The 26264-nt window shown below is 30.7% G+C and carries 22 protein-coding genes; 15 read left to right on the forward strand and 7 right to left on the reverse strand.

From position 1 onward, the window contains the following. Positions 1-13: 13 nt before the first annotated feature. The 4 genes from APS56_RS12700 to APS56_RS12715 form a co-directional block, all read right to left on the reverse strand. Positions 14-1552 (reverse strand): pectate lyase family protein, encoded by a 1539-nt coding sequence (locus tag APS56_RS12700; RefSeq protein ID WP_054728857.1) that lies wholly within the window; start codon positions 1550-1552, stop codon positions 14-16. Positions 1553-1643: 91 nt separating this feature from the next. Continuing rightward, entirely contained in the window at positions 1644-3296 is a 1653-nt protein-coding gene (locus tag APS56_RS12705) for a DUF4957 domain-containing protein (protein WP_054728859.1), read from the reverse strand. A 26-nt stretch (positions 3297-3322) separates the two neighbouring features. After that, positions 3323-5131 carry a RagB/SusD family nutrient uptake outer membrane protein gene (locus APS56_RS12710; protein ID WP_054728861.1) on the reverse strand — a complete coding sequence of 603 codons (1809 nt, stop codon included), beginning with the start codon at positions 5129-5131 and terminating at the stop codon, positions 3323-3325. Positions 5132-5148: 17 nt separating this feature from the next. Further along, positions 5149-8463, reverse strand: a complete 3315-nt coding sequence (locus tag APS56_RS12715; RefSeq protein WP_236778420.1) for a SusC/RagA family TonB-linked outer membrane protein — start codon at positions 8461-8463, stop codon at positions 5149-5151. Positions 8464-9169: 706 nt separating this feature from the next. Here APS56_RS12715 and APS56_RS12720 point away from each other — a divergent pair. The 9 genes from APS56_RS12720 (at position 9170) to APS56_RS12755 (ending at position 18815) form a co-directional block, all read left to right on the forward strand. Continuing rightward, positions 9170-9916, forward strand: a complete 747-nt coding sequence (locus tag APS56_RS12720) for a rhamnogalacturonan acetylesterase (RefSeq protein WP_054728868.1) — start codon at positions 9170-9172, stop codon at positions 9914-9916. Positions 9917-10047: 131 nt separating this feature from the next. Beyond that, entirely contained in the window at positions 10048-10704 is a 657-nt protein-coding gene (locus APS56_RS12725) for a sugar-binding protein (RefSeq protein WP_054728870.1), read from the forward strand. Positions 10705-10849: 145 nt separating this feature from the next. After that, positions 10850-11758, forward strand: a complete 909-nt coding sequence (locus APS56_RS12730; RefSeq protein WP_054728873.1) for a nucleotidyltransferase family protein — start codon at positions 10850-10852, stop codon at positions 11756-11758. 1 nt (position 11759) lies between these two features. Further along, positions 11760-12842 carry a phosphotransferase enzyme family protein gene (locus APS56_RS12735; protein WP_054728876.1) on the forward strand — a complete coding sequence of 361 codons (1083 nt, stop codon included), beginning with the start codon at positions 11760-11762 and terminating at the stop codon, positions 12840-12842. Between the two features lie 473 nt (positions 12843-13315). Beyond that, positions 13316-14296 (forward strand): Gfo/Idh/MocA family protein, encoded by a 981-nt coding sequence (locus APS56_RS12740; RefSeq protein WP_054728878.1) that lies wholly within the window; start codon positions 13316-13318, stop codon positions 14294-14296. Positions 14297-14482: 186 nt separating this feature from the next. After that, on the forward strand, positions 14483-15490 hold the full coding sequence (locus APS56_RS12745; protein ID WP_054728881.1) for a LacI family DNA-binding transcriptional regulator: 1008 nt from the start codon (positions 14483-14485) through the stop codon (positions 15488-15490). Between the two features lie 383 nt (positions 15491-15873). Then, the gene (locus APS56_RS17230; RefSeq protein ID WP_257720164.1) at positions 15874-16005 is read left to right on the forward strand and encodes a hypothetical protein; all 132 of its coding nucleotides are present in this window, start codon (positions 15874-15876) and stop codon (positions 16003-16005) included. Between the two features lie 107 nt (positions 16006-16112). Next, entirely contained in the window at positions 16113-18128 is a 2016-nt protein-coding gene (locus tag APS56_RS12750; RefSeq protein WP_054728885.1) for an ATP-binding protein, read from the forward strand. Positions 18129-18140: 12 nt separating this feature from the next. Then, complete coding sequence (locus tag APS56_RS12755) at positions 18141-18815, forward strand: response regulator (RefSeq protein WP_054728890.1); 675 nt, start codon at positions 18141-18143, stop codon at positions 18813-18815. 280 nt (positions 18816-19095) lie between these two features. Here APS56_RS12755 and APS56_RS12760 read toward each other — a convergent pair whose 3' ends face one another. Beyond that, positions 19096-19593 carry a DUF456 domain-containing protein gene (locus APS56_RS12760; protein WP_054728893.1) on the reverse strand — a complete coding sequence of 166 codons (498 nt, stop codon included), beginning with the start codon at positions 19591-19593 and terminating at the stop codon, positions 19096-19098. 501 nt (positions 19594-20094) lie between these two features. On the opposite strand from APS56_RS12760, the gene APS56_RS12765 reads away from it, so the two are divergent. Continuing rightward, positions 20095-20583: a hypothetical protein gene (locus APS56_RS12765; RefSeq protein WP_054728896.1), complete on the forward strand. Its 489-nt coding sequence runs from the start codon at positions 20095-20097 to the stop codon at positions 20581-20583. Positions 20584-20625: 42 nt separating this feature from the next. On the opposite strand, the gene APS56_RS12770 is transcribed toward APS56_RS12765, so the two are convergent. Both APS56_RS12770 and APS56_RS12775 read right to left on the reverse strand, forming a co-directional pair. Next, the gene (locus tag APS56_RS12770) at positions 20626-21765 is read right to left on the reverse strand and encodes a glycosyltransferase family 2 protein (protein WP_054728900.1); all 1140 of its coding nucleotides are present in this window, start codon (positions 21763-21765) and stop codon (positions 20626-20628) included. Next, on the reverse strand, positions 21762-22496 hold the full coding sequence (locus APS56_RS12775; protein WP_432416416.1) for a hypothetical protein: 735 nt from the start codon (positions 22494-22496) through the stop codon (positions 21762-21764). The genes APS56_RS12770 and APS56_RS12775 overlap by 4 nt, the downstream gene beginning before the upstream one ends. A 269-nt stretch (positions 22497-22765) precedes the next feature. On the opposite strand from APS56_RS12775, the gene APS56_RS12780 reads away from it, so the two are divergent. Genes APS56_RS12780 through APS56_RS12800 form a run of 5 tightly spaced genes read left to right on the forward strand, consistent with a single transcriptional unit; the run spans position 22766 to position 26254 of the window. After that, on the forward strand, positions 22766-23404 hold the full coding sequence (locus APS56_RS12780) for an outer membrane beta-barrel protein (RefSeq protein ID WP_054728906.1): 639 nt from the start codon (positions 22766-22768) through the stop codon (positions 23402-23404). Next, a complete protein-coding gene (gene ruvC, locus APS56_RS12785) occupies positions 23404-23958 on the forward strand; it encodes a crossover junction endodeoxyribonuclease RuvC (RefSeq protein ID WP_054728909.1) in 555 nt (184 codons plus the stop codon). The genes APS56_RS12780 and ruvC overlap by 1 nt, the downstream gene beginning before the upstream one ends. Beyond that, the gene (gene hemW, locus APS56_RS12790; protein ID WP_054728912.1) at positions 23958-25142 is read left to right on the forward strand and encodes a radical SAM family heme chaperone HemW; all 1185 of its coding nucleotides are present in this window, start codon (positions 23958-23960) and stop codon (positions 25140-25142) included. Before ruvC ends, hemW begins: the two co-directional genes overlap by 1 nt. 12 nt (positions 25143-25154) lie before the next feature. After that, positions 25155-25904 (forward strand): cyclase family protein, encoded by a 750-nt coding sequence (locus tag APS56_RS12795; RefSeq protein ID WP_054728916.1) that lies wholly within the window; start codon positions 25155-25157, stop codon positions 25902-25904. Continuing rightward, positions 25904-26254, forward strand: a complete 351-nt coding sequence (locus APS56_RS12800) for a DUF4260 domain-containing protein (RefSeq protein ID WP_054728918.1) — start codon at positions 25904-25906, stop codon at positions 26252-26254. Before APS56_RS12795 ends, APS56_RS12800 begins: the two co-directional genes overlap by 1 nt. Positions 26255-26264 lie beyond the last annotated feature (10 nt).

Below are 26264 nucleotides of genomic sequence, written 5' to 3' on the forward strand. Positions count from 1 at the left end.
TAAAAGTTAACCTCTAAATCTGGTTGTTTGTAATATTTTCAACAAGACTGTTAATATAAACTTCAACATTATCGTAACCCGTACTTAAATCATTTCCATTAGGATTTGATTCAGATACATTTAATTTTTTCTCAATTTTCCATGCGTCTGGCATACCATCACCTGAAGTATCAACAGGAGCTGGTTCTGATATTAATTCTGGCCAACCACCAACATCTGCTTGGGAATCAATTAATCCTAAAGTACTGCCTTCAGAACCTTCATATTGATAAGTACCTGTTCTTACATCATTTACAACTCTAATGTCAACAACATCACGTACTAATGATGCACCTGCGTAATCAAGAACTTTGTTGTAAGCTATTTCTGCAGTATGTGTTGTTACATTATTCTCAATATCATGAGGTTCGCTTAATTTCATGGCTGCTTTATCTTCATCAGTTACAGGAATACTATATCCACAATTAATAATGTAGCCATTAGAATCTGTACAGGTATTTGTGTAAGATGTGTAAGATGCATGAAATTGGTTATAAACACCATAGGTCCAATTATCATTTGTTGAATTTGGGTAACCATCTACATAGTTTCCATCTATATAAAATTTACCCCAAACATCATAATTGTCATATCCATATACCTTTGTTTTATCCATAGCAAAAATACGTCCTTCCTTTAAAGCTGTATTTTGAAAAGTTCTAGGCCCTGGTTTGTAATAATTGTTAACAATATTAGCATTCATACCTTCTCCTCCATAAGTACTATTGCTTCCCCAGTTATAAATAACATTATTTCTTAAATCTGTTAAATCTGTAAAAGAAAAAGAAGAGCCTGTTGTTTCACTTAATCTTGGGTTTCTAGCATCATGGTGCGCTAATAAGTTATGATGAAAAGAAGCGTATTTTCCACCCCATATGCCTCCATAACCGTGAGCACCTTTATCATGAACAGAAATTGTTAAACTTTCTGAAATCATACACCATTGTATTGTTGTATTTGTATTATTATAAAATGAGGCACACTCATCAGTAGACCAGCTCATAGAACAATGGTCTACAACAATATTTTCTTGAAACCGAGCTCCTAATGCATCATCTTCTTGTTGTGCTTCATCTCCCATTCTGAATCTTAAATATCTGATAATAACATTATTAGTGTTTATTGTGACAGGGTAATTTTTTATACAAATTCCATCGCCTGGAGCTGTTTGTCCTGCAATTGTAACATCGCCATTTTCTATTTTTAAGTCCGATCTAAGCGCTATGGTACCTGAAACTTTAAATAAAATATAACGAGGTCCTGATGCCTGAATAGCTGATCGTAAACTACCAGAGCCACTATCTTGTAGATTGGTAACGTAAATCACTCTGCCGCCTCTACCTCCGGTAGTGTTTTTACCAAAACCTTCTGCTCCAGGGAATGCCAAAGCCTCTTCTACAACAGCTGTTGGGCCATCTTGGCCTTCACCTCCATTTTCTTCATCAGGTGAATCACTACCACAAGCTGAAAAAAGAAGCAATGCTATTACTATAATTGGATAATATATTTTCATAATTTTTATTTTAACTAATTTTTTAAAAGTGTTTATTTTTTTGTAACAACATTAACTATCCAAGTTAAGAATATTAAATTGGTTCAATCTGTTATAATTGAACTCGCCATCTTGGATCACCAGTATCATATTTACCAATAAACCCACTATTTTTAATAGTAAAATTATTATTGTCTGGGTCTTCCCATAAATCTTCTTGTGTGATACCAGCATTCCCTACAGGAAGTGTTAATATAGGATAAGCTTCCCATGAAAAATCGGAAACAGTATAGTTATTAGGTGTATTAAAAAAGGTGTCTTCAAGGCCGTCAGTTCCTCTGATTGCAGTAGTTCCATCGCCTGCTCTATCCCACGCATGTCCAATAATACAGTTTCTGATAATTATACCATCGGTTACATTGTCTTGACCACTTTGTCTGTATCTAAACATAGGGCGTTGAACTTCTAAAATATTGGCAATAGTACAGTCCTCTACTATTATAGATTTAGAATTATTTCTAGAAATAATAAAGTAACCAGCACGATTAATAGTGCTATTAGAAAATTTGATATTATTTAAAACACTTCCTGCGTGATCTTGTCCTGCAATTCCATATCCATTAATACTATCAACTATTGAATTGTTAATTATATAATTATCAACTGTGATGTCTGCTGCTTTTATTTTTAAAACACCTCTAAAATTAGTAATGTAGCAATTTTCAAAATTCACCTCTCCAATAGAACCTCTTTTGCCAAGATCCAAAAGATATTTACTATCCCAGTTTGTACTTCTAAGTTCTAAATCTACAAATCGTAAATGATTAACGGAAGCATATTCAACAAGGTCAAAACTACCAGAAAAAAGAAGTTGCGCTTTTTTATCACCAAATCCATAGGCTGCACGTATGGTTATTGATTTATCAAGGCTAATTGTAGGTGCAGCATATTCTACTCCTCTTTTAACCAAAATCACAGAATTATCAGGAGCTGTATACATTGCATCCAATACAGCACTGCTATATTCATTATCACGAATATCAATTACATTTGGTCCGTTTGGATCAATATCAGGTACGCGTGTTGTATATTTTACCCATCCTCTAAGTTCCTCTCCACTGTAAATTCCTATTTGATAGATTGTTTCAGGGTCTAAACCATAAACAAAAGACTCGCCAGCTTCCTGTTCTTCTGGTGATACCGATATTTCAGAAAAAAGGGGGGTTTCTAACCTTAAATCATCTGCTGAAAAAACTTTGATTCCAGTTACTGCAGCTCCAGAGTTTTCTGTAGACCATGACACTCTTGCTGCAACATCAATAACGTCATTTGTTGTTGGAACATTTAATATTGAAGGAAATCGTTCTGTTCTTACATTTCCTAAATCTGAATATTTGCTATCATATTGGCTATCGGAAGAGTGAGCTATAGATCTTACTTGGTATAACGTATTCCAAAATAGTTCTTCTCCCACAGTATTTGAGTCAAGTAATAAATAATTATCATCCGATTTCACTGTATATTCAATTGTAGCAAATGTATCTCTACTTACTTCTATGGTATATCCAACGGCCTCTTTTAATTTTCCCATATTCACGATTATTGTGTTTCCTTCTGCTGTTAATTCTTCATTAAGAACAGGACGAAATAATCGTGTTTTTTCAAATGTTTCGTCATTATCTTTATCACAAGCGTTAAATATTGCAACGACTAGACACATAAATATAACTGTCTTAATATTAAAAATATTTTTTTTATTTTTCATATCTATAAGTATTATATAAGTTGTTTTTAAAACTGATAACCATCATTAACAAGTGTTCCTTGACTGTTTTCCACTGCTATAGTTGGGAGAGGGAATACATATCTAACAACACCAGGAACAGGGCCGTTAATATAATTTTCATAATCTCTTGTAATCCATTCTGTGTATGTTGTGGTGTTATTGTGTAAATCGAGTAAAAAAGATTGTCTAATCCAAGTGTCATCTGGAGCAGCCAATATTTTTGTATCTGGATTTAGTACTACAAAATCTCCGCTTTCATCTACTTTCCAATACATGTAATCTGGACCAGTTCCAATGCCATTGTAGGCATCATCAGCTAATTTTTTTAAGCCCTCTACTGTCTCTGCTACTTTTTCAGAATAGATCCCCCAGCGAATCAATTCATATTTACGAATCATTTCTCCACCAAACTCCCAAGCTCTTTCATCTACAATGGCATCGAAAAATGTTTCTTTAGAGGCAGATTTTTCAGCTAAATAAGCGTCTACTTTAGTTGACCAATCTTCTGAATTAAATGCACGTTGACGGACTCTTTTGAAAGCAGCTTGAGCCTCAGCGGTTGGTCCATTATTTAATTCGTTGTCAGCTTCTGCATACATTAAAAGCACATCGGCATAGCGCATCATTGGCCAGTTAATGCCTGTTCCTTTAGCAGATAGTTGCCCTGGAGGCGTATCCAATTCCCACCTGCTCCATTTGGCTTGAGATATGTCTCGACCTCCAACATGTATAAATTCTGCATCAGTTGTAATTCTATACAATCCACAAGTAACGTCTCTACGTACATCTTTGCTGTCAAATGATAAATAATATGTAGCAGGTATAGCCATATGACTGGATCCAGATCCATAATTATGTTTAGCGCTACTACCACCATCTACACGTATTCCAATATTCCAACCCACATCACCATCACCAAGAGGAAATGGTACTTCAAAAAGAATGTCATCATTAGTTGGAGTTATAAACTTACACTGATTTAAAAAGATTTGTTTGAAGTCAGTAGGTAGCGCTCTATCTTTTAAATCTATCAACTTTTTAGTATAATCTTTAGCAATTTGGTAGTATTCTAAATAATCACTATCTCTTACCATGGTCAATTCGGGAGTTAAATAATAACCACCCCTTTGTAAGGCTATTCTAGCTATCATCCCTAACGTATATTCTCGGTTTACCTGCTCAATTCCATAAGATAATTGGTCCGCCCATTGCATGTTTTCTTCAATGTCTCTCAAGGCTTGAATTTCGCTACTTAGAATTTCATTTCGATTTGTTTTTGGTAAAAAGAAATTGTCTCCTGCAACTGGTGCTTTAGTTACATAAGGTACATCACCAAAGTGAAACGTTAACATGCTATACCAGTAAGCTCTTAATGTATGTGCTTCTCCTAATAATTGATTAAAAGTGGTTTTGATAACTGCATCAGATGAATTTAAATTACCACTAGCGTTTATACCTTCTATGGCTATATTGGCATCTCTGATTGCTCTATAGGCATAGGTCCATACAATTTCTAAATCTCGATTAGATTCTTGGGCATCCAGATTCCAAATTTGATAGCGGTCCGCTGTACTATTCCAACCAGATTGTCTTTCAGTGTCAGTATTACCTGTCATATTATTAGATAATCTTGATTTAAAAGCATCTTGATTAAAGTAAGAATAAATAGCATTTACACCACTTCTAGCATCATCTACATTGGAATACACATAATTCAAATCAAATGTTGAAATAGACTCAGGTTCTAAAAAATCCTTTTCACATGAAGTTATTAACATTAGTGGGATAATGGCTAATATATATTTTAGTTTCATATTTATTATTTTTATAATTAAAATGTTAGGTTAACGCCAAATGTATATGAGCGTGATCTTGGGTAAGATGAATTATCAAGCCCAGGTGTAAAAGGATTAGAACTTGAGTTAACTTCTGGATCGTAGCCAGAGTATTTAGTCCAAATAGCAAGGTTTCTACCAGTTGCAAACACTCTAAATTGGGAAAGTCCTATTTTAGAGATTAATTTTTTTGGTAAACTATAACCTAATGTAACATTATTTAGCCTTAAGAAAGAACCGTCTTCTATAGCCCAACTATGGATTGTAGCAGTATAGTTAGTAAAACTTCGATGTGACCACATGGTTTTACCTTCATTTAATTCTCTTAACTGTTCTAAATCAGTTACAATACCTCCAGGAGTACCCGTGTATGAACCATCAACATCAAGATATGTGAATCTGTTATCTATACTCATGGTGTTCAGTAGGTTTCCGTTTGTAACTCTGAAATATTGGTTGAATTGTATTTTACCAGAATTATACACGTCATTTCCTACTTGAAAATTTAGGAAGGTTGCTAAATCAAAGTTTTTATATCTTACATTAAAACCAAAACCACCTTGAAAATCTGGTAGAGCATTCCCGATTACTTGTCTATCACCATCATCAGTTATATACCCATCACCATTTAAATCTTTTAGTTTTAAAAACCCTGGTCTAACCTCGTTTCCAACAGTAGCTGAAGCATCAGCAACTCCTTCTTTTAAATTATATTCATTGGATGATTCGTTATAACTATCAAAATCATCAATTTCATAATAGCCATCAGTAACAAATCCGTACATATTTCCTATTTTTCCGCCAACTTCAAGTTGATAGTCATTAATGTTTTTTAAACTGGTACTGGCCCAATTTGATTGAGCAAATAATGATTGCGTGCCATCTAATCTTTCAATAGTAAGTGTGTTTTTACCAATATTAAAGTTTGCAGATAAGGTAAAATCTTTACTATCTATAATATATCCAGTTAAACCAAGTTCAATTCCTTTATTAGCAGTAACACCCACATTGGCATATTGTGCTGTAAATCCTGTATTATTTGGTATGGCTTGCGTATATAGTAAATCTTTTGTTTGGTTTTCGTAGTATTCAAAACTACCATCCAACCGCTTGTTAAACAATGTGAAATCAAGTCCAAAATTACTTGTTGAGGTTGTTTCCCATTTTAAGTCAGGGTTATACAAGCTTGAACTTTGAGGGTAATAGATAAGATTATTTACATTGTCAAAGCCAGGGCCTCTTAATGTTGTTGTGGAAAATAAAAATTGGGTTAAACCACTACTAATCCTATCGTTACCAGTTTCTCCGTAACTTATTCTAAGTTTTAATTGATTAATAAAATCAATATCTTTAATAAAATTCTCTTCGTTAAGTTTCCAAGCAAAAGCTAATGCAGGAAATATGCCCAAGGTGTTTTTGCCTCTAAACCTACTAGATTCGTCTGCTCTAGCAGTAAGCGTGAATATATATTTGTCTTGTAGCTGAAAGTCAAATCTACCAAAAAAAGATTTTCTGTTAGTTTCTATACTCTCACCACTTGTTTGTCTATCAAAAGTTCCTAATTGCATATTTGCAAATAGTTCTTCGGGAGTAATTGATACTCTAAATTGCTCTGCTCTAAGAAAGTTTGATTGACCTCCTGCAGATGAAATTTCGTGACCTACTAAGATGTCTAATTTAGAGTCCACCCATTCTTTTTTATAGTTTAGAGTATTAATGAAACGATAACTATTGTCCTTGCTACTTGTTCTTTCTCCTAACGGTAAGCTACCACCATTGTTAAATGATTCGCTTGTTAGTGGGCCATAAAATCTTAATGTTTCTGTGGTGCCATGTGAATCTGAATAGGATGATTTAGCAGTTAAATTATCAGTTATATTCCATGTTAATGCTGCGTTGAAAACGTAATCATAATCAGTTCTTTTTCTCCAATCTTGTTCAACTAATTCACTCGGATCCACTAAACTTAAAAGAAACTGTTGATAATCGTCATTTTCGTTTGTTGCATTTAAATCTATTTCTAACTCATCTGCAATACCGTTTACTGGTCTGGCTTGTACAGCATCTCTTATTTTTAGTTGTCCACTTGATGTACCTGCGCCGTCTTTTACACTATTTGTAATTCTTGCTTGGGCGTCAAAAGTAAGTTTGTTTGATATCTTTTGGTTTAATTTAAAATTTATTGATGTTCTTTCATAACCTGAGCCATCCAATAAGCCTTCGTCTTTATTATTAGAAAGACTTAAATTCATTTTAGTCATTTCAGTACCACCTCCAATACTTAAGTTGTGAGATTGTGATACTCTAGAACCCCCAAATAATTCGTCCTGCCAATCGGTACCTTCTTTACTTTTATAAAGTTCAAAATCGTCGTATTTGCCATAATATTTTTCAAATGCATCAATGGCAGCTTGCCCTCTCATAGCTTCATATTCATAATTTGCTAAAACAAACTCATAAGGACTTAAAACTTCATATTTTCTATCTCCAGGTAATTCACTAAATTGAAAATAATTATTATAAGAAATTGTTGTCTTTCCCTCTTCTGGTGATTTTGTTGTTACAACAATAACCCCATTTGAAGCTTGAGCTCCATAGACTGCTGTTGCTGCAGCATCTTTTAAAACGTTAATACTTGCAATATCATTTACAGGTATGTTGTCAATACTTGACACAATAAAGCCATCAACAACAAATAAAGGACTATTGTCTTGAGATAAAGAAGTACCACCTCGAATTCGAATTGTAACTTCAGAACCTGGCTCTCCATCAGCAGAAGTTACATTAACACCTGATAGACGACCAGAAAGTGCTTCCGAAGCACTGGAAACGGGGATTGTTGATAGCTCTTTACCACTAATACTTGTTGTTGAGCCAGTCATATCTGTTTTTTTTACTTTCCCATAGCCATAATCAACAAGAACTATTTCGTCTAATTGAGAAATGTCTTCAACCATTTCAACATTAATTATATTTTCATTTCCTATGGGTATTTCCTGTGTTTTGTAACCAACATAAGAAAATACCAAAGTTTCGCCATTGTTAGGAATATTTAATGTAAATTTCCCGTTAAAATCGGTAGTAACTCCTGTGGTTGTTCCTTTAACGAGGATGGTTACACCAGGAAGAGGGAGTTCTGATTTTTCATCTGTTATTGTTCCGTTAACACTTTTATTTTGTGATTGTATGATACTTGTAAAGATGAAAAAGACTTTAATTACAAATAAATTCTTTTTTTTAAAGAATGTTTTCATAGCCTCTCTTTTTTTAGAAAAGAATGCTAAGTAACTTAATAAGTATGGGCTAGTCATAAATGCGTTTGTTTATTAGTTATTATTGTAAGTTTTTAATTTAAAAAATGATTAAATCATGATAATTGTGTAACATATTGCTAATGGTTGTTTTTTGTATAGTTGGTTGTAAATTAATGAGTAATATTTTGTAATCGATTACACAAATTTAACTATTTTTTAATAATAACCAAATTTTAAGTTTAAAAAGTTGTTTTTAACTTAATGTATAATAGGTGCTTGTTATTGTTTTTTTTGCTGCTTATAGTAATTACATAATATTTGCCAGATGTTTTTCAATAATAAAGAGATTTGTTTTTTGTAGTTGCTGTTATTTTTACAATAGCTGATTTGTCAAGCTATATAGGGGTTGTTATGGGTAGTGTTTTTTTTATTATTTTATAGTATAATGAGTTTATGTGCTAAATTTATGTTTCTTCTTATAATTATTTTAATATAGATTTGTTGCGGCTTTTTTTTGTTTCAAATTTGTATTATAGATATTTTTATTATCTTTGGGTAATCGATTACAAAGCATTTATTTTTTATTGAAAATCATATATGCTTCATTAAAAAGTGATGTTTGGTTTTTATGTCTATAATTTATATTGCAATCAATGTGCTTTGTGTACATATGATAAGTGTATGTTGTCAATTGGAAAACTGTTAACCTGTGTTTTCTTCCTATAAGCTTGAGGTAGAAGTGCGAAAAATAAAATAAAATAAAATGAATAGATTAATTAAAATTAATGTAGTCTTGTTACTATTATTTGTAGTGGCAAATGGTATGGCTCAACAAACAACAATTTATACAATTGGTGATTCTACAATGTCAAATAAAGCCAATCCAGAGAATAACCCTGAATTTGGATGGGGACAAGTGTTGCAACCGTATTTTAAAGATGGTATTGTTATAGATAATAGAGCTGTAAATGGACGCAGTAGTAAAAGTTTTATTGATGAAGGTCGTTGGGAGTCTGTACTTGAAACATTAAAAAAAGGAGATTATGTTTTAATTCAGTTTGGACATAATGATCAGAAAAATCAATCTCCAGAACGATACACAAATGCTCATGTTGGTTATCGTCATAACTTAATTAAATATGTTGAGGAAACCAGAAGTAAAGGTGCAATACCAATTTTGTTATCTTCTATTGTTAGAAGAAATTTTAACGAAAATGGTGTTTTGATAGATACTCATGGTGATTATCCTTTAGTGCTAAGGTTGGTGGCTTTGGAATATAATGTGCCTTTTATTGATCTTCAGTACCTTTCAGAGAACTTAGAGAAATCTTATGGAGTTATAGGTTCTAAAAAGCTTCATTTGCATTTTGAGCCAGGAGAAAATCCATATTATCCAGAAGGAAAAGTAGATAATACCCATTTATCATTTTTGGGGGCTACTGAAATTGCCAAATTAGCCGTAAATGAAATGAAAATCAAAGTACCTAATTTTTTAGAAATTGTAAAGTAGTTTAATTATTTGTCATGTTAGTTATTTAGATATATAGTTGATTTATTAAAATTAGAAATTTTAGATATTATAATGTGAATGATGATTGTTAAAATTGTTTTGCTAACACTAAATGGAAAAATGAATAAGATTTGAAGTTAAAGAAATATTCTACAGTAAAAATTGATGCTAACCAATTAAAAATTAATGGGAAGGGTGACCATCCACTATGGGAGAAGGCTATAAGCTTGACAGATTTTAGTTCGCCTTGGGATGATGAAATAATAAAAAGAATAGAATTTAAGGCTTTGTGGGATGGCGTTAATTTATATTGTTGTTTTAAAGTTGAAGATTCTAAAACATATATTGACACAACTGATAATACAAAAAGTAGTATTAATAATTCTGATAGAGTAGAACTTTTTTTTAGAAGAAGCAAAGCCTTAAATCCGTATTATTGTTTAGAAATAGATCCAACTCCACGTTTGATGGATTTTAAAGCAAAGCCGAATAAAGAATTTGATTTCAATTGGAATTGGCCAATAAACGATATTGTAATTAAATCACATACTGGGTCTACATTTTTTACAGTCGAAATTGAAATAAGCCTCCTGTCACTTAAAAATTTTGAACTTATAAATAACGGTCAAATTGAAATCGGAATTTTTAGAGCAAAATACCATCAACAAACAAATGGTAGTTATGAACCTACTTGGATAACTTGGGTAGACCCTAAAACAGAAACTCCTAATTTTCATACAGCAAAAGCTTTTGGACTTATGAATTTGGAGTGTTTTGAGCTTCATTAAATAAAAAGCAGCAATTTTTGTAATGTTTTGAAAATCAAAATGTATTGCGCATCTTTTTAAACCCCTCTTGTTTGAACAGCTTAACCCCCTTTTGTTTTCTGTAGTTTTAAGAGTTTTGTTTTAGGATTAATTAATAAAAAGAAATATGAAAATAGAAAAACCGACACTTATTATACTAGCAGCTGGCATGGGAAGTAGATATGGTGGCTTAAAGCAAATAGATTCATTTACTCCAGAAGGCGATACAATTATAGATTTTTCATTGTATGATGCCTTGAGTGCAGGGTTTGGTAAATTTGTTTTTATTATTAGAAAAAGCTTTGAAAAAGAATTTAAAGAAATTTTTAATAAAAAACTGGAAGGTAAAGTTGAAGTTGATTATGTATTTCAAGAACTTGAAAATGTACCAGAAAAGTATGTTAACCCTGAACGTACTAAACCGTGGGGAACAGGTCATGCTTTATTAATGGCGAAAAATGCTGTAAAAGAAAATTTTGCAATAATAAATGGAGATGATTTTTACGGAAAGGAAGCTTTTGATGTAATGGCAAAGTCTTTGGCAAAAAAAGATAAAGATTCTTACGATTTTAATACTATGGCATATTTGCTTAAAAACACGGTGTCTGATCATGGTTATGTTTCTAGAGGTGAATGTAAAGTAAATGATGAAGGTTTTTTGATAGATGTTACAGAGCGCACTCATATAGAAAAAATTGATGGTAAACTTATGCGTGAAGATGATAATGGTAGTTTTATTCCTATAGATCGAAATACTGTGGTGTCCATGAATTTTTGGGGATTTACTCCAAAGTGTTTTGAATTTGGAGATCAATTGTTTGAAAGTTTTTTGGAGGCCAATAAAGCAAATTTAAAAGCAGAATTTTATTTACCTTCAATAGTCAATGAAATATTGAAATCAGAAAAAGCAAGTGTAGAAGTCTTAAGGTCTGATGCTAAGTGGTTTGGGGTGACGTATAAAGAAGATAAGGCTATTGTTCAAAAAGCTATTGAGGAATTGAAAATGAAGGGGGTTTATCCTAAAAAATTATGGTAATATGTTAGAAGAAAAATTAAAAAATATTTTTGAAAAATTTGAACATGGAAGTGAATTTTATGCGTTTAAAGAATTGGCTTCTGGCCATATAAATGACACCTATTTAATATTAACAAAAAAGAAACCCTACTTTGTGTTACAACGAATTAATCATGGTGTTTTTAAAGACGTTCCCGGTTTAATTAACAACAAAGTGCTAATAAGTCAACATATAAAAAGCAAGCTTAAAAACCAGTTAAAAAAAGATTTGGATAAACACGTTTTAACGTTTGCTAAAACAAAACAAGACAACGCATACTTTAAAGATGAATTAGGTAATTATTGGAATTTAATGTATTTTATAGATGAAAGTTTAACTTTTGAAACAGTAAAAGATGAAGAGGTGGCTTATGAAGGAGGGAAGTTATTTGGAGAGTTCTTAAATCTAACAGATGATTTTGATGCTAAGAAACTAATTGAGGTTATCCCCAATTTCCATGATATGTCCTTTCGGTATTCCCAATTCCAATTGGCCTTGCAATCGTCATCCAAAGAGCGACTTTTGCAAGCTGCTGAATGTATAGATTTTGTTACAGAACTAAAGGAAGAAATGCATATTCTTCAAAATTTAAAAGAATCTGGCGAAATTAAATTGCGGGTTACTCATAATGATACTAAAATATCAAATGCGTTATTTACAAAAGATAATAAGGGGCTTTGCGTTATAGATACGGATACAGTTATGCCAGGTATAGTACATTATGATTTTGGTGATGCCATAAGAACTATTTGTAATACTGCTGCTGAAGATGAAATAAATTTAGATTTAGTAGAGTTTAACTTAGTATATTATAAAGCATATACCAAAGGATTTTTAGAAAAAATAAAAGATTCATTAACTCCTTTAGAAATAAAGTATTTGCCTCTTGGTGCAAAAACTATGATATTCATAATGGCTTTAAGGTTTTTAACAGATTACTTAAATAATGATATTTATTACAAAATAAAATACCCAGAACATAATTTAAATCGGGCAAAAAATCAATTTAAATTAATACATAGTTTTGCTAAAAAATATGATGAAGTTTATTTAGTAGATTGTTAGTTCACGTAAACATTATGTCAAACACTCAAAATTTGTCCTCTAAAATTATAATTTAATACTGATTTCAATATAGAAGAGTCGCTGATTTTGGTTTTCTAATGCGGACAATGAGTATATTTTTTTCATGCATATTTAAAGTTACTTTATTTTTTATAGAAAATGAGGTATTATTGATGATGCCATACATGTCTATTGGTGTTTTTAGGAAAGTCTACTATTTTTAAGTTCTTTAACTATTTCTTTAGTTATTTATGGTTATATTTAAATAAGTTGTCATCACATCTTATTATGGGAGTTTTAGGATTGTCTATAAGAAGTTAAAGAGTGGAATGAAAAATAAACACATTAAAAGATAGTTATTAGATTTTAATTTCTTGCTAAGGTATTATTTTGTTTTTTTGTACTACAGAGAGATAAAAAAGTTAAGCATAGAAATAAAAGAAGTTAAAAAAATTTAAATAGTAATTTAGGAAATGAGTCAAGTTTATAAGTGGGGAATTATTGGATGCGGAAATGTTACTGAACTTAAAAGCGGTCCTGCATATCAAAAAGTAGAGGGCTTTAGTTTACATGCTGTGATGCGTCGAGATATTCATAAAGCCAAAGATTATGCTTTAAGACATAAGGTTTCAATGTTTTATGATGATGCAGATGAGTTAATAAATGACCCTGAAGTTGATGCTATATACATAGCTACTCCACCAGATTCTCATGGATATTATGCACTAAAGGTAGCTGCAGCAGGAAAAATTTGCTGTATTGAAAAGCCTATGGCTCCTACACATGAAGAGTGTGTACAAATTACAAATGTCTTTCAAGAAAAAAATATACCGCTATTTGTGGCCTATTATCGTAGGTCTCTTCCGAGGTTTCAAAAGATTAAATCTTGGATTGAAGACCATAAAATTGGAGTTGTAAGGCATATTAATTGGCACCTAAGTAAGCCAGCTAACGCAATTGATTTATCTAAAATGTATAATTGGCGCACTGATGCTAATATTGCCTATGGAGGCTATTTTGATGATTTAGCATCTCACGGTATTGATTTGTTTATGCATCTTCTTGGTGATATTGAAATAGCCAATGGCGTGTCAATCAATCAACAGGGTTTGTATTCAGCCATGGATTCTGTTACAGGACATTGGATTCATAAAACAGGAATTACAGGTTCAGGTAGTTGGAACTTTGGAACAGAAAAAAGAGAAGATCATGTTGAAATATACGGAAATAAGGGTAAAATCACTTTTTCTGTTTTTGATGAACAACCTATAAAATTAGAACATGATGGAGTTGTAGAAAGTATAACAATAGAACATCCTGAAAATATTCAATTTTATCATGTTCAGAATATTAAAAATCATTTATTACAAAAAATGACTCATCCATCCACAGGTGTAACGGCTACAAAAACAAGTTGGGTGTTAGATAGAATTTTAGGAAAAGACAATTTATAGTTTCAGAAACTAAACAAATATAAAGTTTCCCTTTTTTGTGCGAAGAAAATAGGGGAGCTTTTTTGTTTTAATGCTGTTAGGTAGTTTTGAATTTTTCTACTATCAACTTATTTTAAGTTGTCTCGTTTTTTGATGATTGTAATTTTGTAAATTGCATCGGCATTAATAAATACATGGTTTATAAGAATGATTACATTAAAACAATTAGCAAAGGAATTAAACGTATCGATTTCAACCGTTTCTAAAGCTTTAAATAATAGTGACGAAATTGGAAAAGAAACTATTAAGCGCGTTAAGGAACTTGCAGAGTTTTATAATTATAAGCCTAATAAAGTCGCTTTAAGTTTAAAACAGAATAAAACCAAAACAATAGGTGTTATTATCCCAGATATTTTAAATTATTATTTAGCAAAGGTATTATTTGGAATAGAAAGAGAAGCATCGGAATATGGATATAATATTATAACTTGTATTTCCAATGAGTCTTTAGAGAAAGAAAAGGAGAGTCTTCAATTACTTGCCAATGGCAGTGTAGATGGCTTTATATTGTCTTTGGCCAAAGAAACTCAAATTAAAGGAGAAATAGCCCATTTTAATAGAACTATTGAAAGCGGTTTACCAATTGTAATGTTTGATAGAGTAGCACATGATGTTATCTGTGATAAGGTTATTGTAGATGATTTTGAGGCAACTTATAATGCTACAAAAAATTTATTAGCCGAAAAAAGAAAACAAATTGCATTTATAAGTAGTATAGATAGTTTGAGTGTCGGGAAGTTGCGTGAAAGAGGCTATATTAAGGCTATTTCTGAAACGACTACCCATCAACCCTTGCTTTTAAAAATGAGTAATAAAAAGGAGTGTTCAAAAAAAATAAAATCTTTTTTTAAAAAGAATAAGACTATCGACGGAATTATTGCTGCCGACAGCGCATCAGGAATTATATCTGTTAATACTGCTGTAAATTTAGGATTGAGTGTTCCAAAAAACATATCGGTTATTGCTTTTGGCAGTAAGTCTGTTTCTTATCATTCTATCCCACAATTAACAACAATTAGGCAGCATGCTAAAAAAATAGGTTCTATTGCTGCTCAACAACTTATTAAGAGATTGGAGTTGAAAAATGCAGAAAAAATGGAAGTAACCACTAAAATAGTAAAAACTAGCTTGGTGAAAAGCAAATCAACATTGTAGTATGTTTCTTTCGATAAATGTCTTATGACGAAGTAATTTTCATCTCGTCTAAAAAATATTTGCTTTTAATCGATAAAATCAATCATTTTGTCGATTATATTTTTGTAGTTATACTACTGTATCATACATTTGAACTTCTTAATAGAACCATTTATAGTTTTCCCCTCAGTTCTCATTAAGTAAATTAATCCATTTTTGACCATAGAGTCAATTTTCCCTCAAAATAATAGTAAATAAATCTGTGTGCTTTTTGCATTCGGTTTAAAGTTAATTATCCATTTATTCCCTTAGTCAAGATTTTGTTTGTCAAAATCTCGATTCTGAATTTGTTGTTCTAAATAGTGCAGCAAATTATAATGTGTAACCTTAAAATCGAAATTAATATGAAAGCCCTAAGAATTACTTTAATTGTAGCTGTACTTGTAGCATCTTTAACTTCTTGTACAAAACAAGATTTAAATGAAGATGAAGTGTTAACCACTTATGCTACTGGTGGTGGTAAAGACATAAAATAATTGTTAAGTATTAATAATTTTTAAGCCCTTATTTATTTATAAGGGCTTTTTTTATTCATATAAATGAAAAATTATAAATACTTTTGAGTAGGTATTTTTAAAAAACATTGAATATAAAATCTTTAACTTTATTAATAATATTAATTGTTCCAGCCTTGTGTTGGACGCAAACTGATTTTAAAGCTAAATCAGATAGTCTTTCGTTTTACCTATCTAAATCTCAAGACGAAGCTAATACATCAGATATAAGATTGGAATATGCTAAAAAGGCTAAAAGAGTTGCTTTTGATTTAAATGACAAATCTTTGCTTATTCAAAGTAATTTGAATTTAAGTAAAATTTATTTAGATATTGGACTTAAAGAAAATTTCTTAAAGTCAAGTCACAATAATTTAAAGCTTACTAACAAAGTAAAAGACACCATATCAACAGCTCTAATCAATAAAGATTTAGGAGATTATTATTATATAAATACATCAGACAGTGCGTATTATTATTATAATGAGTCATTGAAGCTATACAGAGCATTAAATGATGATTTTAATACCGCTGTACTACTCTTGGATATTGCTATAATTCAAAAAAACGAAAAAGATTTTACTGGAAGTGAAATTAGTTCCATTGAAGGAGTGTCTTTATTGGAATCTTTAGGTAATGATAATGAAGTAAATAAAAAAAAAGCATTTCATTACAATAACTTAGGTTTGGTCTTTGATCAGTTAGAACAATATGAAGAATCAATAAAATACTTTAAAAAATCTATAGAATTAATTCAAAAATTAGACGGCGAAAATAAATTAGCCTTAGATGTTTTGAAAAATAATTTGGGTTTAGCTTATAGGAACTCAAAGCAGTATGATTTAGCATTACTGATTTACCGATTAATGTTAAAAGATGACAATTTAATTAAACAAGATTTAGACTTTTATTCATTAGTACTTGATAATTATGCCCATACTTTATATTTGTCAAACCAACACGAGCAACTTCCCGGACTTTATATTAAAGCGTTAAAGGCCATAGATACTATTAAGCCAACAGTCTACCCATCAATAGCCATACACCAGCATTTAGCAGAGTATTATTTTAAATACCAACAAAAAGATTCTGCGAAATACTATGCTTATAAAGCGAAAGCAATTTCGGAGCAATATCATAATGATGATTTATTAAAATCATTACTCCTGCTCTCAAGAATTGAAGAGGACAGTATAGCTGTTAATTTTTTTGATGCGTATATTAAGTTAAATGATAGTTTGCAAAAAAGTGAACGTAAAACACGAAATAAATTTACACGAATTCGTTTTGAAACGAAACAAATAGAAGCAGAAAACGCAAAAATTGCTAAAGAAAAAGTATGGCTTATGTTGCTTTCAGGTATTTTAATAATAACCGCGATGCTGCTTTATATTATTATAACACAACGAAGCAAAAATAAAGAATTAGAGCTTCTTCAACAACAACAAGCAGCTAATGAAGAAATTTACAATCTCATGCTGTCTCAACAGGAGAAAATAGAAGAAGCTAGGATTATAGAAAAAAAGCGGGTTTCTCAAGAATTGCATGATGGGGTTTTAGGACGTTTATTTGGTACACGCTTAAGTTTAGATAGTTTGAATATGAGTTCCTCTATGGATGCTATAAAAACAAGAGGACAATATATAGACAAACTTAAGACTATTGAAGAAGATATTAGAAAAGTATCCCATGAATTAAATACCGATTTTATTTCAGGTTCTGGTTTTGTTGATATCATAAAAACATTGGTAGACACACAAACAGAAGTATATAACCTGCAATATAAATTTAATAGTGATGATACTATTAATTGGGAAGATATATCTAATAAATCTAAAATACATGTGTATAGAATTGTTCAGGAAGCTTTGCATAATATTTATAAACACGCGCAAGCAAGTTTGGTAGATATTAGCTTTGAATTAAAAAATGATGTAATTTGCTTGTCGATAAAAGATAATGGGGTTGGTTTTGAAGTTGATAAAACAAAAAAAGGAATTGGTGTTAAAAATATGAATTCTAGAATTGATGAAATAGCAGGCACTTTATATATTGAATCAGAAAAAAATATAGGAACAACTATAATAATTACTATACCTATTTAAAAATTACTTTTTATGGCAGAAACCATTAAAATATTGATGATAGATGATCATCCAATGATTATTGAAGGGTATCAAAACACTTTACTTTTTACCAAAAAAGAAAACCAGAATTTAATAATCGATATTGCTAACAATTGTGATGAAGCGGTTTATTATATTGATAAATCTGTTGAAAAAGAATATCCGTATGATGTGTTGTTCGTTGATATTAGCTTGCCACCATCAAAAGATGGTACCATGGCATCTGGAGAAGATTTAGCTGAATATGCACGTAAAAATCTGCCAAATACTAAAATTATTATTCTTACAATGTTTAATGAATCATTTAGAATTCATAATATTATAAAAACGATTGATCCTGAAGGGTTTTTAATAAAAAGTGATTTAACTTCAAGTGAATTAGCAAGTGCCTTTCAGGCGGTACTTAACAATCCTCCGTTTTACAGTGGTACAGTAAATAGTCATATCCGAAAATCTATTGTTAGTGATATTGTTATTGATGAGAAAAATAGAAAAATTCTTCATTTACTTTCACAGGGAGTTAAAACCAAAAACTTAGCTCCACATGTTGATATTTCTTTAAGCGCTGTAGAAAAGAGAAAGAAGCAGTTAAAAGAAATATTTATGATTCAAGATGGTCAAGATGAAACGCTTATAAAAGCAGCTAAAGAGAAAGGATTTATTTAAATACCTGTGTTCTAATTTCTTTTTTAGATAAAAGCAATAAAAGTTTCTTTTTTTTTAGTCTTGAAAAGCCTTACCATATCTAAATTCTATTTTTAAACCGTAACAGTGTTACGGTTTTTCCGTAGTTGAAAGACAAATGTTATCTATATATTTGCAGTATCAACACTTCAAAAATTAATTAATCCCTCAATTTTTTTGTTGATAATAGCAATTTACATTAGCCCTATGGACCTGAGAGACCCATAGGGCTTTCTTCTTTTTTTTAATGCCTAATATAAATTTATAAGAGCACCTCTTTATAATCCCATAAAATTCCAATAAAAAGGGCTAAGTAAATGATGGCAACTACAAATTTTATAAAGGTAGAAGTTAAGAAACCTAAAAACGAACCAAATGCAGCCTTAAGAGCAATGTTTGTATCTGCTTTATTAGTTAGTTCTCCTATAAAAGCACCTGCAAATGGGCCAATGATAATACCAAAAGGAATAGGGCTTAATATGCCAACTACAAGTCCAATAGAGGTGCCAATCATGCCCGCTTTACTGCCTCCAAATCGTTTAGTGCCCATAGCGGGAATGATATAGTCTAAAACCCATATTAAAATAGCTATTGCCAGCGTAATAATTAAAAAAGATTTGTTTATGGGTATAGGCTCAATAAAATGGAGTATTAATAAGCCCAGCCAACTTGTAATTGGTCCAGGAAGTACAGGAAGAAAGCTGCCTAAAATTCCTAAAATCATGCATAAAGTAGCAAGGATCAATAATATAACGTCCATAAAAATATATTGGTTTTTATTATTTGACGAATAAAAAGTGAAATAGTTACATTGGAGTCATGTAACTATTTTCTTTACAAAAAAAGACACCATACATTTAAACTAACAGATAAAATAATTACCCACTAATTTGTTAATGGATTGATAGCAGTAGTACTGTTTTACTATCAAAGGGAAGTACATTATATAACAAAGAGTTTGCCTTTCAATATTTTTTTGTTGATTTATAATATTGAAACTTTGGTTTTTAACGAGTAGGTTCGTATAGATAATAAAAATTCAAAAATAGCATTATCAATTAGGGTTGGTGTTAGTGCAAATAACCAATCACATAAAGATGTTGATACTTGTACTAGCTCTTTAAACAATAAAAAGTAACGGTTCATAAAAAAATGCTTTCACTAATATAGTTATTATGGAATTGCTCAATTAAAAAGGAAAAGTTCTTGAAATCAGATTAAAAAGCAAAAAAATCGTACTTTTCGGGTTTCATTTAAACCCATGAAACAAATTTACGTTTTTAGCTTATTTTTAGTGTTTACCTCTTGTGAGTATTTTGGTGAGTATTTTAATGTAAAAAAAACATCTTCTGAAACTATATTAAATGAGGAGTTGCAAACATTTAATTGGAAAGAAATTGATGCTTATCCTACGTTTTCTTCCTGTGATTCATCTGTAACTAAAATGGAAAGCGAACGGTGTTTTGAGCGAACTTTAACTTCGCATATTACCAATTATTTACAGAAAGAAATTATTGTGGTAACTCAAGATGTTAACGATACTATACTATTAGATTTTCAAGTATCTGAAGCGGGCGTATTGTCTTTATTGAATTCAAAGATAGATTCCATTACACTAAAAGAAATACCCAATATAGAGAAGCTTTTGGTTTTAAGTTTAGATTCCTTGCCAAAAGTGTTTCCCGCTATTAAACGTGGGCAGCAAGTAAAAACACAGTTTAAATTGCCTGTAATTATTACAGTGAATTAAGGGGTGTTTGAACATTGAGAAATTAGAAAAGAATCTAATATTTTATTTTTTAAAATATCTTCCTTTCCATTTATAGCTTTTGAAAGTAGATAAAAAAACTACATAGACACTAAAGAATGGATATAAAATAAAAGCGACTAAAAAGCTTCTTAAAATTGCTTTTTGATTAAAAAAATCGGCAGTCTTGTAAATTAAAATAAAATCAATATTTAATTTAATGACTAAAACGTATAGTAATATGTTTGGAGACATACTACTCAAAATGGAAAGAAGTAGCAATGTAATTACAAGGGCATTTGCTAATAAAACAATAGCGCCAGTAAGTTTTCCAAACCAATTATTATAACTACTTGTTTTGGCGGCCCACCTAAGTCGTTGAGAGATTAAATCTTTATATGAAAGTTGAGGTTTTGTGGTAACTATTGCTTGTGAGCATTTTAAATATTCTATGTTTTTTGAGTGCTTTATGGTAGCTTTTTCAAGAAAAAAAATATCATCGCCACTCGCTATATGTGTGTTGCCTTCAAAACCATTTAATTCATTAAATAATCTTTTTTGATAGGCAAAATTAGCGCCATTACATAAAAAAGGTTTTCTAATCCCAAAACCACCAATTGTTGCGCCTTGTAAACTCAAGAGATCTGCTAATTGGAATCGACTTAAAAAAGAATTTGTTTTAGTATAAATAATAGGTGCTGCAATGCATTTAGCATTTGTTTTTTGAATGAATTGGTCAAAACTGTTCAACCAAAACTTTGGTAAAACACAATCAGCATCGCTGGTAATAATCCACTCGTATTTTATTTGTTTAATGGCCGTAGTTATGGCGTCTTTTTTAGGTGAATTTGTTTTGCGTTCATTTTGAATAACTCTTATGTCAAGTTGAATATGTTTAACTTGTTTTATATTTAGAATTTTCTGTATTGATTCTTTTGAACCATCCTTAGAGTGGTCATCCACCAAAATAATTTCATAAAGTTGATTTGGATATTCTAAAGCAAAAATAGAATTTAATAATTCGGGTAAATTTTCAACTTCATTTCTAAAAGGAATAATAATTGAAAATTTTGTTTTAGCTGGAATATTTTGCAATTTAAAACGCTTTACTTTGTTAAAACCATAAACAAAACTACCAATTAAAAAAAGGTAGGCTAAGGATATGCAAATGCTAATTGGAATCATACTTGAACGGGTGTTTTAGGGAAATTAAAACGAAGTACATAATAACTCCCAAGAAAGCTGGGTAGTACAAAATTGAAAAGCCACATAATTGTAACAATTGCCAAAACGGTGACTTCATTTATCTCAAGAAAACTAAACAAATAAACAGCTACACTACCTTTTATTGCTATATCAAGAATAGAAATAGTGGGCACAATGGAAGCTAATAAATACATGGAAGTAATAGTTTTAAAAGCATTTAAATACCCCACTTCTGTTCCGAAAATAGTCAATAAAAGATAAAATTGAAATGAAAAAATAAGATAGCGTAATAATGAAAAAATAAATCCGTAAAAAATAATTTTTTTAGGAAAATGGCTTAAAAAATCTATGATTTTTTTAAATAGAATGGCTTTGGTTTTTGAAACATTTTTACGAATTAGAAAAAACATTATAACTAATATTAATAAGCCAGAAATTAAACCATAAATAAAGTTACTGTAATTAATATCAATTGAATACTCTTTAATAAAAAAATACAAGCCTATAGTTCCAAGGATAGCAGTTATACTCATTTGTAGACCATTAGAAAGTAAGTTTGCTAATAGTATTTGCTTTCTTAATCCTTTAGTGTAAAAAATGGCTTTTGCTCCGTATTCACCAATTCTGTTGGGGGTGAATAAAGAGGCTGTAAAAGAACCCAAACTTTGTTTGGTTGCATTTTTAAAATTAATTTTTATAATAGGACTCACTAATTTTTGCCATTTTGTGATTTCAAAAAACCAATTAAAAAAGGTTAAAATGAGAAGAAATAAGATATTTTTCAGAGAAAAAAAATGGTTTTTTGACGAAAATTGAATAAAGTTATTAATATTGAAACTGCTGTTATTCACCAATTTGTAGTAAATAAAATAAAACGCTATAAGTACAATACTTAATTTAATGAGTACAAAAAAGAATTGTTTAGTTTTGTATGGTCGCGTATTCATAATAAAGCCCGCAAATTAAACAATATTAATAAATGACCTCAAATTTTAAATTGATTAGTAATTTTACTCTTGTTTTAGCACTGTGTTTTTTGAGTTTGTTAGGTTTTTCTCAAAATGATACGAGTAAATTTAAGGCACAGTTTGCTTTAGGAGTAAATAACCCGTCGCCTTCTGGGTTTGTAAATGATTTTGAAGCGAAATTAATAAATTTCCCGAGTATTAATTTAGGGTTACAATATATGCTCAAGTCACCTTTAGGGCTAAAGTTAGATTTTGGATATAATCGATTTTCTAATTTGAATGATACACCAGACTTTAAGGTCAATTACACGCGCATCAATGCTCAGTTGGTATATGATACTTATGGTTTGTTTGGTGTTTTGCCTCAGCAAATGGGGGTTTTTGTACATGCTGGTCCTGGATTTTCAATAATAAAACCACTTGGGAATTATCCAAATAATAATATTTCATTTTTAAATACTATGGTAGGCATGGAGTTTCATTATGCAATTTCAGATACGTTTTCAGTATTTTTAGATGGTTCATATATCTTAGGTTTTAGTAATGATTTTAACCCTGTTTCTGATGGTTTTGGGTCATTTAATGGAAATCTTTTAACTATAAGCATTGGTGCATCAATTTCGCTCAGTGGTTGTTATTATTGTAATTAATGACAAAGGAAAAAATTATATTAGGCATAGATCCAGGTACAACCATTATGGGGTTTGGACTTATAAAAGTGGTGGGGAAAACTATGCAGTTTGTGCAGTTAAATGAGTTGGACTTAAAAAAATACGATGATCACTATTTAAAATTGAAACTTATTTTTGAGCGTACCATAGAATTAATTGATACACATCATCCGGATGAAATTGCCATTGAAGCTCCTTTTTTTGGTAAAAATGTACAAAGTATGTTAAAATTAGGGCGTGCTCAAGGTGTTGCTATGGCCGCAGGTTTGAGTAGAGAAATACCCATTACGGAATATCTGCCTAAAAAAATAAAAATGGCTATAACAGGAAATGGAAATGCTAGTAAAGAGCAAGTAGCAAAAATGCTTCAGGGTTTGTTAGGGTTAAAAACTTTGCCTAAAAATTTGGATGCTACAGATGGGTTAGCAGCAGCAGTATGTCATTTTTATAATTCAGGAAGAGTTTCTGTAGGAAAAAGCTATTCTGGTTGGGATGCTTTTGTAAAGCAGAATGAAAGCCGCATTAAAAAATAATGGCAGGCATTTACATCCATATTCCATTTTGCAAGCAAGCATGTTTTTATTGCGATTTTCATTTTTCAACGTCATTAAAGAAGAAAGACACCCTTATTCAGTCTTTAGTAAAAGAATTGGAATTAAGACAAAACGAACTTCAAAATCAAATAGTTGAAAGCATATATTTTGGAGGAGGTACACCGTCGTTATTGTCTATTGATGAGCTACAACTGTTGATTGGTAGCATTTATAAATATTATAAAGTTTCAGAAAATCCAGAAATAACTTTGGAAGCTAATCCAGATGATTTATCTGAAAATAAAATGATTCAACTATCTAAAAGTCCCATAAATAGGCTTAGTATTGGAATTCAATCTTTTTTTGAAGATGATTTAAAGAGTATGAATCGTGCTCATAATGCTGAAGAAGCAATAAACTGTTTGTCTTTTGCGACTCGTTTTTTTGATAATATTACTATTGACCTTATTTATGGTATTCCTAATATGAGTTTAGAGAAATGGCAAGAAAATTTAGAAAAGGCCTTTAGTTTTGGCGTGAATCATGTTTCAAGTTATGCTTTAACGGTTGAGCCAAAAACGGCATTAGATACGTTTATAAAAAAAGGGAATTACCCGCCAATTGATGAAAATTTAGCGCTGCAACATTTTAATCATTTAATAGAAAAAACAAAAGGGCAAGGTTTTGTGCATTACGAAATTTCGAATTTTGGAAAACCAAATTTTTTTTCAAAACATAATACTAGCTATTGGCAAGGAAAACCATATTTAGGCATCGGACCTTCTGCACATTCATTTTTTGAAAACCAACGCAGTTGGAACGTGTCAAACAATTCAAAATACATTCAGTCTATTCAAAAGAGTAAGTTGCCAAATACCATTGAAATTTTGTCCAAACAAGATCAATATAATGAGTATATCATGACGGGACTAAGAACTATCTGGGGAGTTTCTTTAAATAAAGTTGAACATGATTTTGGAGCAGATATTCTTCAGCATTTAAAGACATCTTCAGAAAAATTTATAAATCAAAGTTTACTTGTCATTGTATATGAAACGGAAAAGCCTGTTCAAGATGAAATATTTACTTCTGAGCAAGTGCCTTTTAATGACGTTGTATTAAAAATTACTCAAAAAGGAAAGTTTTTAGTTGATGGAATTGCATCAGAACTATTTATGATTTGATTATCTTTGGGGATGATTGCAACTATACAATACAACTCCAGAAAACTTCAAATAGATTTATCAGAACCTTTAGATATTTCTATTCCAATAAAGGCTTCAAAAAGCAATGTAAATGCATGGAACCTTAATCCTCCTAAAATAGAGCCGGTAAAATATAAAGAGTGGATTGCTAACGTAAATGAGGGTGCTTGCGTAAATTCCAATAATATTTCTTTTAATCCACACGCACACGGAACCCATACCGAATGTGTTGGACATATTACGGAAAAATCGTATTCTATTAATCAAAATTTAAAAAGGTTTTTCTTTTTAGCAGAAGTTATAACTGTAGCACCTGAAACATTAAAAGGTGATAAAGTTATTTCAAGGAAACAATTGCAATTTGCAATTGGGAATAAAAAAAGAGATGCCATTATTATTAGAACCATTCCTAATACAATTGAAAAGTTAACTAAGCAGTATTCTAATACCAATTGGCCTTATTTATTACCAGATGCTGTGGAATTGTTGGTTTCAAAAGGAGTAAAGCATCTGTTGTTAGATACCCCAAGTATTGATAAAGAAAAAGATGAATGTGAACTTTTAGGTCATAATGCTTTTTGGAATACTAAAGGAAAATTAAGATTAGATTCTACAATTACAGAGTTTGTTTTCGTGCCTAATTTGGTTGAAGATGGCGAGTATTTTTTGAATCTACAAATAGCTCCATTTGAAAATGATGCTTCGCCAAGTAAACCTATTCTGTATAAAATAAAGGAATGATGAAAGCGTTTTTAAAAATAGAAGAATTATTTATGTTTCTTTTAGGTATTTTCATGTTTAACCAATTAGAATATAGTTGGTGGTGGTTTTTAGTTTTAATATTAATGCCAGATATTGGGATGCTTGGTTACGTAATAAACACTAAAATAGGAGCTATAACATATAATTTTTTTCATCATAGAGCTATTGCTATTTTAATTTATTTTGTAGGTGTTTGTTTTCAAAACGGTATGGTGCAATTAGTGGGGATTATCCTGTTTTCTCATGCATCGTTAGATAGAATTTTTGGTTACGGTTTAAAATATACTGATGCCTTCAAACATACTCATTTGGATGATTTAGAGAACTAATTAATTCACT

Source organism: Pseudalgibacter alginicilyticus (genome assembly GCF_001310225.1).
Taxonomy (GTDB): domain Bacteria; phylum Bacteroidota; class Bacteroidia; order Flavobacteriales; family Flavobacteriaceae; genus Pseudalgibacter; species Pseudalgibacter alginicilyticus.